Origin of the sequence: Amycolatopsis sp. WAC 04197 (genome assembly GCF_003947475.1) — a bacterium.
In the GTDB taxonomy this organism is placed as follows: Bacteria; Actinomycetota; Actinomycetes; order Mycobacteriales; family Pseudonocardiaceae; genus Amycolatopsis; species Amycolatopsis japonica.
The window spans coordinates 493255-507484 of the sequence record NZ_QHJK01000007.1; the positions used below are offsets into that span (position 1 = coordinate 493255).

The window sequence follows — 14230 nt, forward strand, 5'->3', positions numbered from 1 at the left end:
TCTCGCTCCTTTCAAGACTAGTGGTGGTGGGCCGAGGCGCCGGTGGCGTTCGGCGTGGACGTGGTGGTGTGCTGGTGCCCCTTGAAGCGGTCGATCGCCTCCTGGGCGCCCGCGGGCATCCCGCCGTCGGCGTTGCGGACCAGGAACACCCCGGACATGCCGTCGTCCGAGTGCTGCTGGACGTGGCAGTGGTACATCCACGCGCCCGGCCCGACGCCGTCACCGGCGATCACCTGGAATCCGAAGGAGTTGCCGGGGTCCAGGGTCTTGTTGTCGAGGATGGGGGCGTTGTCGGTCGCGCTGGTGAGCATGCCGGTGCGGGTGTCCGCCCAGCGGTGCGCGTGCAGGTGGAAGGTGTGCATCAGATTGCCGTGCCCGATGCAGATGAACTCGACGCGTTCGCCGAGGTTCGCCTCGAAGATCGGCGTGTTCGGGGCGACCTGGTGGTTGATCCACATTTCGGTGAACACCACGGTGAACTGCTTGCTGGGCAGCAGATCGCCACGTTTGCGCACGATCAGGCCGCCGTAGAGCCCCTTCATCAGGCCCGCGGTGCCGTGGTCGCCGCCGAACGCGTGGTCGTGGTAGTGCCAGTACCCCGCGCTGCCGGGCATCCAGAAACCGTTGGCCGCCTGATACGCCGTGCGGGTCTTCCAGGTGTAGGTCTTGGTCTCGTAGGGCTTGTTGAAGGAATCGTTGAACGGCGAGCCGTCGGATTTGGTGTCGTAGTTGACACCGTGCGGGTGGATCGAGAGGCGCTGGTCGGTGTTGTTGACCAGCTCGATCACCAGCGTGTCACCTTCGTAGCACTCCAGGAGCGGCCCGGGGATCGTCGGTTTGCCGGGCTCGAGCCCGTAACCGACCCGGGTCGTGCCGGGAACGTAGTCGGCGTAAATGGTGATGTTGCGGGTCATCCCGGCCGCGGCGGCCGGTGCCGAACCGGCGCTGGCCGACACCACGACCGGGGCGATCACCCCGGCCGCGGTGCCCGCGAGCATCGATCTGCGGGACAGCCCGCGTTTCTTGTTGTCCATTGTGGATTCCCCAGTTAGAAGCGGACGTTGCGGAGATAGGTGAATCCGGTCTGGGCGGTGCTCAGGGGATCCGTGGGGTTGTCGTGCTCGACGATGTATTCGGCGAGGTGGGGACGGGTGTGGCGGAAGATGCGCGGGAAGTCGATGACGCCCTTGCCGGGGTCGACCATCTCGCCCGCCGCGGTCCGGTCCTTGACGTGGTACTGCACCACGCGCGGACAGTGCTGCCGGTACAGGGAAACCGGGTCCATCCCGCCTTCCACCGCCCAGAACAGGTCGATCTCCAGGTGCACGTACCGCGGGTTCGTGTTCCTGGTGAGCACGTCGTACGGGCGCACGCCGTCGATGGGCGCGAACTCGTGCGCGTGGTTGTGGTAGCCGAGCGGGATACCGGCCTGGCGGAACTTCCGAGCCGCCGCGTCCATCCGGCCGGCGAACTGCTTCCAGCCGTCGATGGTGTCGAAATTCGCCCACGGCACGTTGGCGCGGGTGTTCCCGAGGACCTTCGCGTCCGCGATGGTCTTGTCGAGGTCGCCGTCGATGCCGACGTGGGTGGACGTCGCCTTGATGTGGTTCTTGTCCAGCAGACCGCGGAACTCCTCGGCCGTGCGGCCGTAGGTGCCCGCCAGTTCGACCTTCCGGTAGCCGATGTCCGCCAGCGCGGACAGGGTTCCCGGCAGATCGGCCTGCAGCGCGGTGCGCAGGGAGTAGAGCTGGATGCTGATCTTCTCCACCGGGACCCGGCCCCGTCCGTGGTGGCCGGCTCCCTGGGACTCCGCCTCGGTGGCCGCACTGGCCACGCCCGGCAGGGCTACCGCCGCGCCGACCGCGACCGCCGCCGTCGCCGCTCCGCGCAGGAGCGCCCGTCGAGAGTGGAACTGCTCAGCTTCTTCACCGCACATGAAACCGCCCTCACTTCTGGTTGCTGAAAGCCGCGTCGAAGGCCGCCGACGGCTTGTCGAACAGGAGCCCCCGCAGAAAGGTCACGGCCTCCGCCGCGCCCCGGAGCCGGTCCATGCCGGCGTCCTCCCACTCCACCGAGATCGGACCGGCGTAGCCGATCGAATTCAGTGCGCGGAAACAGTCCTCCCAGGGCACGTCGCCGTGCCCGGTCGAAACGAAGTCCCAGCCGCGTCGGGGATCTCCCCAGGGGAGATGCGAGCCGAGCCGTCCGTTCCGTCCGTCGAACCGCTTCCTGGTGTCCTTGCAGTCCACGTGGTAGATCCGGTCGGCGAAGTCGAGGATGAAGCCGACCGGGTCGAGGTCCTGCCAGATGAAATGCGAAGGATCCCAATTCAGCCCGAATGCCGGACGGTCGCCGACAGCTTCGAGCGCACGTTTCGTGGTCCAGTAGTCGTAAGCGATCTCCGACGGGTGGACCTCGTGGGCGAACCGCACGCCCACCTCGTCGAAGACGTCGAGGATCGGGTTCCACCGGTCCGCGAAGTCCTGGTAGCCGTCGTCGATGACCGCCTGCGAGACCGGCGGGAACATCGCGACGTACTTCCAGGTCTTCGAGCCGGTGAAGCCGATCACCGTGTCCACACCGAGTTTCGCCGCCGCACGGGCGGTGTCGGCCATCTCCTTCGCCGCCCGCTGCCGGACGCCTTCGGGCTCACCATCGCCCCACACCCTGGCGGGGATGATGGCCTGGTGGCGTTCGTCGATCGGGTCGTCGCAGATGGCCTGGCCGACGAGGTGGTTGGAGATCGCCCACACCTTGAGGCCGTGCTCGGCGAGCAGCTTGAGACGGCCGGGAATGTAGTCCTCTTCGGACAGTGCGCGGTCGACCTCGAAGTGGTCGCCGGAACACGCGATTTCGAGGCCGTCGTAGCCCCATTCGCTGGCCAGCCTGCACACCTCGGTGAACGGGAGATCCGCCCACTGGCCGGTGAACAGGGTGATCGGACGGCTCATCAGTTCTCCTCGAAGGTGATCGCGTCGACGTCGAACAAGCCGCCGGAACCGCCCTTGAACACGAGGAACAACGGGCCGGTGCCGCCGGGGTCGGTGATGGCGGAAGCCGGGATGTCGGCGTAGGTGTCCCAGCCGCCGGTGTTGGCGACGGTGACCGTCTGGACCAGCGGTCCGTCCACCGCGCCCGAGTGGACCTCGATCGTGCCGCCCGCGCCGCCGGACGAGACCCGGTAGCCGATGCCGCTGACGCCCACGAGGTTCACCGGGTCGAATTTGATCCAGTCGCCGGATTCGATGTGTCCGACGCGTTTGCCGCCACTGGCGCCGGCGTGCGCGACGACCTCGATCCCGCTGGACTGGGTGTAGAACTCGGCCTGCTTCAGCTTGGGCTGCAGGATGGATTCCGCCTCGCCGGTGAGCGCGGGCACGCCGTTGCCGCCGTTGTCGGTGTAGCTGGCGTTGATGACGCCGAAGACGTTGGCGTCCGCGCCGTGTCCTTCGTCGGCGGGCGTGGCGATGGTGCCTTCACAACCGGTCGCGCGGCTCAGCGGATGTCCGTGGCCCTCGTGGCCGAGGATGTATTCGACGGTCACCTTGGAGCAGTCGATCGGGTTGTCCTCGGCGTCGGTCACCTCGACCTTGAACGGGACCATGTCGCCGAAGCTGAACACGCTGCCGTTGACCGGTGTCTTCAAGGTGACCACCGGCGCGGTGTTGCCGACGGTGACCACCACACTCGCCGAACCGGTCAGCCCGGTGGAATCGGTGACCGAGAGCTTCGCGGTGTACTGGCCGTTCGTGGCGTAGGTGTGGGAAACCGGGGTGGCCTCGGTGGAATCGGTCGTGCCGTTCCCGTCGAAGTCCCAGGCGTAGGTGAGCGCGCCGCCATCGGGGTCGTTCGTCCCGGCCGGGTCGAACTTGACGGTCAGCGGCGCCTGACCGGACGTCTTGTCCGCGGCCACCTGGGCGACCGGCGTGCGACGGCCCTTGGTGTAGTCGATGCGGTAGACGGCGGATTCCTTGGAGCCGCCGAAGTAGCCGGTGCCGTAGTCGAGGACGTAGAGCGCGCCGTCCGGGCCGAACTCGAGGTTCATCGGGCGGACGAGGTCCATCGAGTCGAAGAACGGCTTGATGGCGCCGCGTTCACCGTTCGGGCCGACGGTGATCTCCTTGATCCAGCCGCGTTCCCATTCGTAGGCGAAGGTCTTGCCGTTGAAGTACTCCGGGAACTTCGTCTGCGACGGGTTCTTCGCGTCGAACTGGTAGACCGGACCACCCATCGGCGACTCGGGGCCGGTGCCGAACTCGGGCAGCGAACCGCCGTCGTAGGGGATCCACGCCTTCTCCACCGGCGGCAGATCGGTCAGGCCGGTGTTGCGCGGGCTGGTGTTCTTCGGTTTGGCACAATCGAAAGCGGCGCCGGACTGCTTGGTGGCGAAGTCGTAGTCGATGAACGGCAGATTGTCGCCGACGCAGTACGGCCAGCCGAAGTTGCCGGGCTTCTTGATCAGGTTGAACTCGACCGTGCCGCCGGGACCGCGCTTCGGGTCGGCCGCGCCGGCGTCGGGACCGTAGTCGGCCAGGTGGATCCAGCCGGTCTTGCGGTCGACGGCGAAGCGGAACGGGTTGCGGAAGCCCATCGCGTAGATCTCGGGCTTGGTCTTGGGCGTGCCCTTGGGGAACAGGTTGCCCTTGGGGATCGTGTACTTGCCTCCCGTGCCGACCTTGATCCGCAGCACCTTGCCGCGCAGATCGTTGGTGTTGGCCGACGTGCGCTGCGCGTCGTACACCGGGTTGCGGTCGGCGCGTTCGTCGATCGGGGTGAAACCGTCGGAGGCGAACGGGTTGGAATCGTCCCCTGTGGACAGATAGAGGTTGCCCTTGGCGTCGAAGTCGATCTCGCCGCCGGCGTGGCAGCAGATCCCGCGTTCGGCGGGGACCTGGAGGATCTTCTGCTCGCTCGCGAGGTCGAGTTTGTTGTCGGTGCCCAGTTTGAACCGCGAAAGCTGGTTGTAACCCTTGAACGGCTCGAAGTCGGCGGGGGTGCCGTTCTCCGGCGCGTCACCGGCCGGGGTGTTCAGCTTGGGTGCGTAGTACAGGTAGACCCAGCGGTTCTTGGCGAAGTCCGGGTCGATGGCGACACCCTGAAGACCGTCCTCGTCGTGGTTGTAGACCGGGATCTGCCCGGCCAGCGAGGTGGTCGCGGAAGAGCTGGTGTACCAGACACGGCCGTCGCGCGAAGTGTGCAGAACGTCGCGGTTGGGCAGCACGGAAAGCGCGATCGGCTCGCCGGTCTTCTCTTCGCCCTTGGCCAGGGTGATCTGGTCGAAGTCCGCGTCGACCGGGTCTTCCTGGGTCTTGGCGCAGCCCGCCTCGCTCAGCTTGGTGGCGTACTTGATGCCGCCCGCCAGATGCTTGAGGAAGGCCGGCTCGGCGTAGGAGGCCTTGGTGTGGCCGCCGCCGGTGTACCAGGAGCGGCCACCGGAGTTCTCGTGGCACCAGGCGATCGGGTGATCGCCCATCGCGCCGTCGCCGGGCTGGTAGCTCTTCTCGTCCAGGCTCGCGAGAACGTGGACGTTGCTCCGCGGGTTCTCGCGGTAGTTGTACCACTCGTCGGTGCGCGGCCAGGTCTCCGGCAAGTCTACAGTGGACACATGCTCGTGGTCTTCGACCTTGACGTTCGCCTGCTGGATCTGCGGGTGGGACTTGAAGTACGCCCCGACGAGCTCGCCGTACCAGGGCCAGTCGTACTCGGTGTCGGAGGCGGCGTGCACGCCGACGTACCCGCCGCCTCCCTTCACGTACCGCTCGAACGCGGCCTGCTGGTCCGCGTTCAGCACGTCACCGGTGGTGGAAAGCCAGACCACCGCGTCGAACCGCTTGAGGTTCGCGTCGGTGAAGGCCGCCGCGTCCTCGGTGGCCTCCACCGCGAAGTGGTTCTGCGCCCCCAAATCCTTGATCGCCTTGATGCCGTCGGGGATCGAATCGTGCCGGAAGCCCGCGGTCTTGGAGAACACGAGCACCGTGGCCGCTTCGTGCGCCGATGCGGTCTGCATCGGTAGCGCGACGCCTGTCAGAGCCGTGACCATGGATGTGACGAGCACACCCAATCGTCGTTTCAAAGACATAGCAGTGGCGATCCTTTCGATGAGCGGCGGCGATCAAGGAAGGACTTGCGTTGGTCGTGAGTGGTAAGTGACGTTCTAACGTCACTTACCACTCACGACCCACTGGACCGAGGACCTCCTCTACTTCAGTCCCTGCAGCGACAACAGCAGCGGGTGCACGTCGGTGGCCCCCACACGACCGGACGGCTGGAACGCCGGGTCCGAGCACAGCAACACCGGACCGTCCTCTGCGGAGTCCGGCAGCCGTCCGTGCGAGCCGCGCACCCAGCGCGGATCGGTCGGGACGACGTCCATCGCGTACCGGAGCCCGGCGAACTTCTTCGCCAGGTTGAGCCCGGCCCGCGCCTTGGCGAACTTGTCCTCCGGGTCGAAGAACAGCTCGGCGGGGTCGTAACCCGGTTTGCGGTGGATCTCGACGCCGCGCGCGAAGTCGGGCTTCCGTGCGTCGTCGAGCCAGTAGTAGTAGGTGAACCACGAGTCCGGCTCGGCGACCGCGACGAGTTCGCCCGCGCGTTCGTGGTCGATCCCGTACTTGGCCTGCGCCTCGCGGTCGAGCACCTCGTCGACGCCGGTCAGCTCGCCGACGATCGAACGCACCCGCTCCAGATCGGCGGAGTCGCGGACGTAGACGTGCGCGACCTGGTGGTCGGCGACGGCGAACGCACGCGACGCCCACGGGTCGAGGTACTCCATGCCCGCCTGGGTGTAGACCTCCAGCAGACCCTCGCGCCGCAGTGCCCGGTTGATGTCGACCGGCCGGTGCACGTTGGTGATCCCGTACTCGCTGAGCGCGACCACGGTCGCCCCGGCGTTGCGGGCGTCGTCGAGCAACGGCGCCAGCGCGTTGTCCAGTTCACGCGCGGCCTGCCGTGCCTGCGGCGCGTCGGGGCCGAAGCGCTGCAGGTCGTAGTCCAGATGCGGGACATAGGTCAGCAGCAGATCCGGCCGCTTCTCCCGCAGGATCTGCCGCGATGCCCCGATGACCCACTTACTCGACTTGAGCGACGCCGTCGGGCCCCAGTACTGGAAGAGCGGGAACTCCCCCAGCGCGCCGGTCAGCTGATCGTGCAGTTCCGGCGGGCGCACGTAGGCGTCCGGCGACTTGCGGCCGTCGGCGTGGTAGATCGGCCGCGGGGTCACCGTGACGTCGGTGCTCATCCCCATCGCGTACCACCAGCACACGTTCGCCGACGTGTAGCCGGGGTGCGCCGCCCTCGCGGTCTCCCACAGCTTTTCGCCTCCGACGAGCCGGTTGTGCTGGCGCCACAGGAAGATCTCGCCGAGCTCGCGGAAGTACCAGCCGTTGCCGACGATCCCGTGCTGCGCGGGCATGAGCCCGGTGAGGAACGTCGACTGCGCGCTGCAGGTGACCGCGGGAAGCACGGTACCCAGTTCGGCCTGCCAGCCGTCGCGGGCGACGGCGGACAGTTTCGGCATGTCCCGCAACGCCTTCGGGGTCAGCCCGACGACGTCGATGACGACCAACGGTTTCACGCGGACGCCCCTTCCTTGACGAGGTTCGCCTGTGCCCACTCGAGTTCCGCGGCGATCCCGCCGACGAGGTCGCCCGCGTCCGGGAGCACGCTCCAGGTGTAGGTCTCGACCTCGATATGCGGTTCGCCGGGCAGCCCGGCGGCGACCGTGCGCAGGACGTCGGTCGTGGTGGACAGCGGCGCGGCCGGGGCCTGGTGCAGCGGCATGTGGAAGTGCACGCGCCACGGCCCCTCCCCCGGCAGATCGGTCCACGCCTCGGGCAGGTCGTCGGCCTTGCGCACGACACCACCCGAAAACTCGCGGACCTGGTGCAGGTACCGCGGTTCCGCGAATGCCGCCAACGCGTCACGGGCTTCGGCCGGGTCTTCGACGTGCAACGCGGCGGAAGCCTGCACCTTCACGATGTCCACATCGGACTCCGCGATCGCCTGGAGCGTCTCCGCCGGATCGGCGAACGACACCGCGAGATGACAGGTGTCCAGGCACAGCCCGACGTATTCCGGATCGACGCGGCCGGACAGCCAGCCCAGCGCGTCGGCCACGGTGTCGAGCACGCAGCCGGGTTCGGGTTCGACGGCCAGTTTGATCGGCCGGTCACCGATCGCGCGGACGACCTCGGCGAAGGCTTCGGTCGCCCGGCGGTCGTCCTGTTCGCCCCACGGTTCACGCCAAGCCAACGGCAGCGTGGATATGCTGCCGTAAGAAGCATCCTCGGCGAGGAGGTCGGAAAGCACGTTCACGCAGTCGATCGTGTAGGCGACCCGGTCCGGGTGTGTCCACTCAGGACGGTAGACCGCGTGCTTCACGACGTCGTCGTGGAAGCCGCCGTACGGGAAGGCGTTGAGCGTGTACACCGACAGCCCGCGGGCGTCGAGTTCGGCACGGAAACGCTTGCGCGCCTCCGCGTCTTCGGCGAGCCCGCGCGCGACCGGCGCGGAAAGCCACAGCCCGACGCCGAGCCGGTCGGCGCCCAGCCGCTCACGCACCGGGAGCGCGTACCGCTCCAGCTGCGCGACGATGCCGTCGACGTCCTCGGCCGGGTGGACGTTCGTACAGTAGGAGATCATTTGCGGGCACCTCGCAGCACCGAGTTGCCCTCGAACGTCACGGCCTCGCCGGTGAACCCGGGCAGCGGGTCGAGCGTGAGCCTGCCGCTGAGCCCGTAGAAGTCGACCGGGTTCTGCCACAGCACCTTGTCGACGTCGGCCTCGGTGAACCCGCCGTCGAGCATCGCCTGCCCGGTCTTGGCGGTTTTCAGCGGATCGGACCGGCCCCAGTCGGCGGCCGAGTTGACGATCATCTGGTCCAGCCCGTACTGGCGCAGGATCTCGACCATCCGGTGTTCGTCCATCTTGGTGTCCGGATAGATGGAGAAACCCATCCAGGCGCCGGAATCCTTGACCAGCTTGACGGTGACCTCGTTGAGGTGGTCGACGACCACGCGCTCCGGCGCGACGCCGGCCTCGCGCACGACGTCGAGGGTGCGCTTGGTGCCTTCCAGCTTGTCGCGGTGCGGGGTGTGCACCAGGACGGGGAGGTCGTGCTCCAGCGCCATCGCCAGCTGCTGGGAGAAGACCTCGTCCTCTTCCTTGGTCATCGAGTCGTAGCCGACCTCGCCGACCGCGACCACGCCGTCCTTCGCCATGTACCTCGGGAGCACGTCGAGCACCTCGCGGCAGCGGGGGTCGTTGGCCTCCTTGGGGTTCAGCGCGATCGTGCAGTGGTGCCGGATGCCGAACTGCGCGGCGCGGAACCGTTCCCAGCCGATGAGCGCGTCGAAGTAGTCGGTGTACGAGCCGACGCTGGTGCGCGGCTGCCCCAGCCAGAACGCGGGCTCGACCAGCGCGCGGACACCGGCCGCGTACATGGCTTCGTAGTCGTCGGTGGTCCGGGAGGACATGTGGATGTGGGGATCGAAGATACGCACTGGCTCAGTTCTCCTTGAGGAGTTCGAGGGCGTCGGCGGGTACGTCACGTCCGGCCGCCCTGCGTTCGTCGGCGAAATCGGCGAGCATTCTCCGCAGCTCGTCGTCCGCGCGGGAAGTGAGGTCCGCGACGGCGGCCAGCGGCACACCGACGAAGACGCATTTGAGGACGCCGTGGCGCCACGTGTGGTCGTCCAGGAACCGGGCGAAGGCACCCATGGCGGCGGCGACCAGCCTGATGTCGTTGGCGCGCAAGGCGTCCTCGACCAGTTTGATCCCGGCATCGGTGACTTCGGCCCCCGGCGACTCCAGTGCGGAGAGCGCCCGCAGGACCCCGCGCCGCTCGGCGTCGTCGCCGTAGCGGTAGAGATCGCGCAGTTCCGCGGCCAGCGCCGCGTCGTCGAAGACTTCGGCGAGCACCGACACGAGCCGGACCCGTGCCCGGTCGTCGACCGTGCCGTGGACCAGGCCCTGCGGATCGACGTCCGGGCGCAGCGCCTCCCGGCCGACCTCGCGGCCGACGGCCGGGAAGATCGAGCCGATCACCGACGGCTTCTCCCGGATCCGGCGTTCCGCCTTGGTCTGCCACGTCTGCGGCATCGCCGCGGTGAGCGCCTCGAAGGCCCGTCGCGCGGTGTCCGGCGCGGCGTGGCTGTGCCGCGGCAGTTCGACCGCGGCCAACCCGGTGTAGCCGATCTCCGCCAGCGCGGCGAGCGTCCCCGGCAGATCCAGATGCCCGTCGCCGAACTCCAGATGCTCGTGGACCCTCGGCAGCATGTCGTCCAGCTGCACGTTCCACAGCAGCGGACCGGCGAGGCGGACGCATTCGGCCGCGTTCACCGGCTCGACGGCGACACAGTGCCCGACGTCGAGCGTGACCCCGAAGAGATCCGGTTCGCCGAGTTCCTTGCGCAGGTCCAGGACCTGGTCCAGATGCTGCACGAGGTGGCCGGGCTCGGGTTCCATCGCCAGCCGCACGTTCAGCCGTGCGGCGTGCTCCAGGACCGCCGCGACTCCCTCACGCAGCCGGGACCAGGCCAGCTCGTTGTCCACAGTGGACACACCGGACCAGAACGACACGCAGTCCGCACCGAGGTCGCCGGCGATCTGCAAGGCTCGCGCCAGGAAGTCGATCCGCAACGCGGGATCGTCCGAAAGCAGCGTCGGCGAGTGCTTGCGCCACGGGTCGAGCAGGTACCGCGCGCCGGTCTCGATGACGACCCGGTTCAGGCCGAGCGCCGAAAGCCGGGAGGCCACGTGGTCGACCTGCCGCGCCAGATCGTCGGCGAACGGGTCGAGGTGGTCGTGGTCCAGGGTCAGCGCCACCCCGGTGTAGCCGAGGTCGGCGATCACCGCGAGCGCGTCGTCGAGGCGGTGGTTGGAGAAGCCGTTGGTGCCGTATCCGAGCGAGAACGTCATGTGGGGCTCACCTTCCTCGACAGCTTGCGGGCGATCGGCAGTGCGGCCGCGACCAGCGCCGCCCCCAGTACCGAGCCCTTCGCCGTGACCGCCGCCTGCAGCGGGACCATGCCGTGGATGCCGTTCTTGGTCGCCGACCGCACGGATTTCGCCGACGGGTCGCGGACGGCGTCCGCCTGTGCCCGGCCGACCAGGCCCGCGTAGCCCGAACCGGCGGCCATCGAGGCGGCGCGATGCCAGCCCCCACGGGCCGGTCCGGTCAATGCCAACGTTGTCGCCGCGCAGCTGGTGGCCAGCGCCGCCCGGGCGGTCGCCGGGTTCGCCCCGTGGACCTCGCCGGTGGAGAGGGCCGTGACGCCGAGTGTGTGGACGCCCACCGCCGCCGCGGCCGTGGCGGCCTTCTTCGGCGAATCACCGGCACCCAGCAGGACGTCGAGCGTGCGGCACGCCGCCATCGCCACCGGTCCGGCCGGGGTCGGCTTGAGCACGGTGTCGTAGGCCCACACCGACGCCGCGAGCGGGACCGCGACGCGCATCGCCCGGCGGCCGCCGCCGAGCGCCGCCAGGCCGAGTCCGGCCGCGGTCAGCGCGGCACCGGTGGTGAGCGCCGCGCCCGCGCTCACCCGCCCGGACGGGATCGGGCGCTCGGGCCGCTCCACGGCGTCGAGCTTCCGGTCCGCCCAGTCGTTGAGGGCCATTCCGGCCCAATAGAAGGCGACCGAAGACAGCGGCAGCAGCAGCCGCCGTCCGGTCATCTTGAGCCCCGCGGCGGCGGATCCGGCGACCGTGTCGCCGAGCACCGTCAGCGCCGCGGGCGCCCGGACGAGTTCCACATAGGCCTTCACAGGTCGGCCGCCCAGGTGACCAGGCGGGCGGTCTGCTCGGCGAAGCGGTGTTCGTCGCTACCCAGCGGATCCTTGAAGAAGAAGCCGAGTTCGGTCAGCGCGCCGCTCTGGCCGGCGGCGTGCGCCGCGGTGACGAACCGGGCCAGATCCAGGATCAGCGGCGCCGCGAGTGCGGAGTCGTAGCCGGTCCAGGTGAACTGCAGGCTCATGCGCGCGCCGAGGAAACCCTCGAACGACACGTGATCCCACGCGGTCTTGATCTCGCCGAGGTCGGGCACGTTGTCGATGTGCAGCGGCGCGGTGACGTCCTCGCCGAGCAGCGCCGCGAGCCCGCGCGCCTTGGATTCCAGCTTGCTGTTCGCGGTCACCGGGTCGGCGAGGGTCTCGCCGTCGCCACCGCCCAGCAGGTTGGTGCCCGCCCAGGAGCGGACCTTCAGCGCCCGCGCGCTGAACATCGGCGCGAGGACGGTGCGCAGCAGCGTCTCGCCGGTCTTGCCGTCGCAGCCCGCGTACGGCAGGCCTTCCCGATCGGCGAGCTTCCGCAGCGCGGGCAGGGTGATCCCCGCGGACGGCGTGAACTCGACGTACGGGCTTCCCGCCTTCAAGGCCGCGTAGGCCGACAGGGAACTCGACGGGAGTACCGCCCGTGCGGGGTCGGCGAGCGCCGCCTCGAGCGCGTCGAGGTCGTCGTGTTCGGGCAGGTGGGGGCACGGGGCCTCGGTGGAGGACACGTTGACCACCACGACCCGCGCGAGGTCGTGCCGGTCGGCGAAAGACCGGATGTCCGCCGTGAGCCGGGCGGCCGCGTCGGCCTGGGCACCGGTGTGCGTCGCCGGGTGGTAGCCGTCGCGGATCTCGGCGTCCACCTCGGCCAGTCCGGACCGGACCGCGGAGAACACCGAGTGCCCGAAGACACCGGCGTGCGCCAGCTGTTCGGCGCGCTTCTCCAGCGGGGTGTGCACGATGTCGTGCCCGCCGAGGACCAGATCGTCCCAGCCCGGCAACGGAACCCCGGCGAACGCGGGCAGCTCGGTGACACAGCCGCCACCGCCGGCCACCCCCGCGCGGAGCGCGAGAAGCCCGACCGCCGCGGTAGTGGCGACAGACCCCCTCGCCCCGATCAACCAGATGCCCGTACGCTCGTGAGCAGGCATTTCTCCACCTTTCAAGAACCCGAGAACCCCAACCTCCGATGGTCGGATGTTTCGGATCGAACCAAGTCGCAGTGATAGCCGTCATGCGACTTTCGGCTGGATCTACTCCTCAGTTACTCCCCTTCACGGTGACTCCGGGCACAGTGGTCCATCGCGCCTCGTCGGACGCGCTGCGCTCGACCGCGTCCAAGACCTGCTGAACCCTCAATCCGTCCTCGAAGGACGGTTCGGGATCCTTGCCTTCGCCGATCGCGGCGAGCAGATCGGCGACCTCGTTGGTGAAGGTGTGCTCGTAGCCGAGCAGATGGCCCGGCGGCCACCACACCCCGACGTACGGGTGCTCGGGTTCGGTGACCAGGATCCGGCGGAACCCGGCCTCGGTGGGCGGCTGGCCACCGTCGAAGAAGGACAGTTCGTTCATCGACTCGAAGTCGAACGCGAGGCTCGCCTTCGACCCGTTGATCTCCAGCCGCATCGCGTTCTTGCGGCCCAGCGCGAACCGGGTCGCCTCGAAACTCGCCACCGCCCCGCCGGCGAACCGGCCGAGGAACAGCGCGGTGTCGTCGACCGTCACCCGCCCGGTGCCGCCGTCGCCGTCCGGCCGCTCCTTGACGAAGGTGTTGGTCAGCGCGGAAACCCCGGTGATCGTGTCGCCGGTGACGAACTGGGCGGCGTCGACGATATGCGCGCCGAGGTCGCCCAGCGCGCCGGAGCCCGCCTTGTCCTTGTGCAGCCGCCAGGTCATCGGCGCCTGGGCATCGGACAACCAGTCCTGCAGGTAGACCGACCGCACGTGGCGGATCTCGCCGAGCGCCCCGCTCGCGACCAGTTTCCTGGCGTGCGCGAGCGCGGGCACCCGGCGGTAGTTGAACGCCACCATGGACCGGACGCCGTTGGCCCGTGCCTTCGCCGCCGCCTCGGCCATCGCTTCGGCCTCGGCGAGGGTGTTGGCCAGCGGTTTCTCGCACAGCACGTGCTTGCCCGCTTCGAGCGCGGCGATCGCGATCTCGGCGTGGCTGTCGCCCGGTGTGCAGATGTCGACCAGGTCGACGTCGTCGCGGGCGATCAGCGCACGCCAGTCCGTCTCGACGTCTTCCCAGCCGAACCGTTCCGCCGCGGCCTTCGCCCGCACCTCGTCACGGCCGCCGAGCACGGCGAGTCGCGGGATCAGCGGTGGCGTGAAGAACCGGTGCACGCTGCGCCACGCGTGCGAATGCACCGCACCCATGAACGCGTGGCCCACCATGCCGATCCCGATCGTTTCCGTTGCCGTGCTCAATACCCCTCCTATGTCTCCGCTTGCGTGTCGGGTAC

At 68.8% G+C, this 14230-nt stretch carries 11 protein-coding genes; all 11 read right to left on the reverse strand.

The genetic code is table 11. The annotated features are described in order from the left end of the window. Nucleotides 1–17: 17 nt before the first annotated feature. Nucleotides 18–1034 carry a multicopper oxidase domain-containing protein gene (locus DMC64_RS26185; RefSeq protein WP_037346237.1) on the reverse strand — a complete coding sequence of 339 codons (1017 nt, stop codon included), beginning with the start codon at nt 1032–1034 and terminating at the stop codon, nt 18–20. A gap of 14 nt (nt 1035–1048) precedes the next feature. Next, entirely contained in the window at nt 1049–1936 is an 888-nt protein-coding gene (locus DMC64_RS26190; protein ID WP_125735674.1) for a sugar phosphate isomerase/epimerase, read from the reverse strand. A gap of 10 nt (nt 1937–1946) precedes the next feature. Then, nucleotides 1947–2951, reverse strand: a complete 1005-nt coding sequence (locus DMC64_RS26195) for a sugar phosphate isomerase/epimerase (RefSeq protein WP_037346231.1) — start codon at nt 2949–2951, stop codon at nt 1947–1949. Next, the gene (locus DMC64_RS26200; RefSeq protein WP_125735675.1) at nt 2951–6040 is read right to left on the reverse strand and encodes a ThuA domain-containing protein; all 3090 of its coding nucleotides are present in this window, start codon (nt 6038–6040) and stop codon (nt 2951–2953) included. Before DMC64_RS26200 ends, DMC64_RS26195 begins: the two co-directional genes overlap by 1 nt. A 159-nt stretch (nt 6041–6199) precedes the next feature. Beyond that, nucleotides 6200–7573, reverse strand: a complete 1374-nt coding sequence (locus DMC64_RS26205) for an alkaline phosphatase family protein (RefSeq protein WP_125735676.1) — start codon at nt 7571–7573, stop codon at nt 6200–6202. Beyond that, nucleotides 7570–8640 (reverse strand): metabolite traffic protein EboE, encoded by a 1071-nt coding sequence (eboE, locus tag DMC64_RS26210; protein ID WP_125735677.1) that lies wholly within the window; start codon nt 8638–8640, stop codon nt 7570–7572. The genes DMC64_RS26205 and eboE overlap by 4 nt, the downstream gene beginning before the upstream one ends. Further along, nucleotides 8637–9500 (reverse strand): TatD family hydrolase, encoded by an 864-nt coding sequence (locus DMC64_RS26215; protein ID WP_125735678.1) that lies wholly within the window; start codon nt 9498–9500, stop codon nt 8637–8639. The genes eboE and DMC64_RS26215 overlap by 4 nt, the downstream gene beginning before the upstream one ends. A gap of 4 nt (nt 9501–9504) precedes the next feature. Then, nucleotides 9505–10917, reverse strand: a complete 1413-nt coding sequence (locus tag DMC64_RS26220) for an EboA domain-containing protein (protein ID WP_125735679.1) — start codon at nt 10915–10917, stop codon at nt 9505–9507. Continuing rightward, the gene (locus DMC64_RS26225; protein WP_038518478.1) at nt 10914–11762 is read right to left on the reverse strand and encodes an SCO3242 family prenyltransferase; all 849 of its coding nucleotides are present in this window, start codon (nt 11760–11762) and stop codon (nt 10914–10916) included. The genes DMC64_RS26220 and DMC64_RS26225 overlap by 4 nt, the downstream gene beginning before the upstream one ends. Continuing rightward, nucleotides 11759–12916 (reverse strand): inositol-3-phosphate synthase, encoded by a 1158-nt coding sequence (locus tag DMC64_RS26230; protein ID WP_125735680.1) that lies wholly within the window; start codon nt 12914–12916, stop codon nt 11759–11761. The genes DMC64_RS26225 and DMC64_RS26230 overlap by 4 nt, the downstream gene beginning before the upstream one ends. A gap of 109 nt (nt 12917–13025) precedes the next feature. Further along, nucleotides 13026–14195, reverse strand: coding sequence for a Gfo/Idh/MocA family protein (locus tag DMC64_RS26235; protein ID WP_125735681.1), 1170 nt, complete (start codon nt 14193–14195; stop codon nt 13026–13028). Nucleotides 14196–14230: the final 35 nt, after the last annotated feature.

What these genes read in the sequence shown, in the direction of transcription:
- DMC64_RS26230 (WP_125735680.1), bottom strand. Translation starts at nt 12,916, where the DNA reads ATGCCTGCTCACGAGCGTACGGGCATCTGGTTGATCGGGGCGAGGGGG.
- DMC64_RS26220 (WP_125735679.1), bottom strand. Translation starts at nt 10,917, where the DNA reads ATGACGTTCTCGCTCGGATACGGCACCAACGGCTTCTCCAACCACCGC.
- DMC64_RS26200 (WP_125735675.1), bottom strand. Translation starts at nt 6,040, where the DNA reads ATGGTCACGGCTCTGACAGGCGTCGCGCTACCGATGCAGACCGCATCG.
- DMC64_RS26195 (WP_037346231.1), bottom strand. Translation starts at nt 2,951, where the DNA reads ATGAGCCGTCCGATCACCCTGTTCACCGGCCAGTGGGCGGATCTCCCG.
- DMC64_RS26190 (WP_125735674.1), bottom strand. Translation starts at nt 1,936, where the DNA reads ATGTGCGGTGAAGAAGCTGAGCAGTTCCACTCTCGACGGGCGCTCCTG.
- DMC64_RS26185 (WP_037346237.1), bottom strand. Translation starts at nt 1,034, where the DNA reads ATGGACAACAAGAAACGCGGGCTGTCCCGCAGATCGATGCTCGCGGGC.
- eboE (WP_125735677.1), bottom strand. Translation starts at nt 8,640, where the DNA reads ATGATCTCCTACTGTACGAACGTCCACCCGGCCGAGGACGTCGACGGC.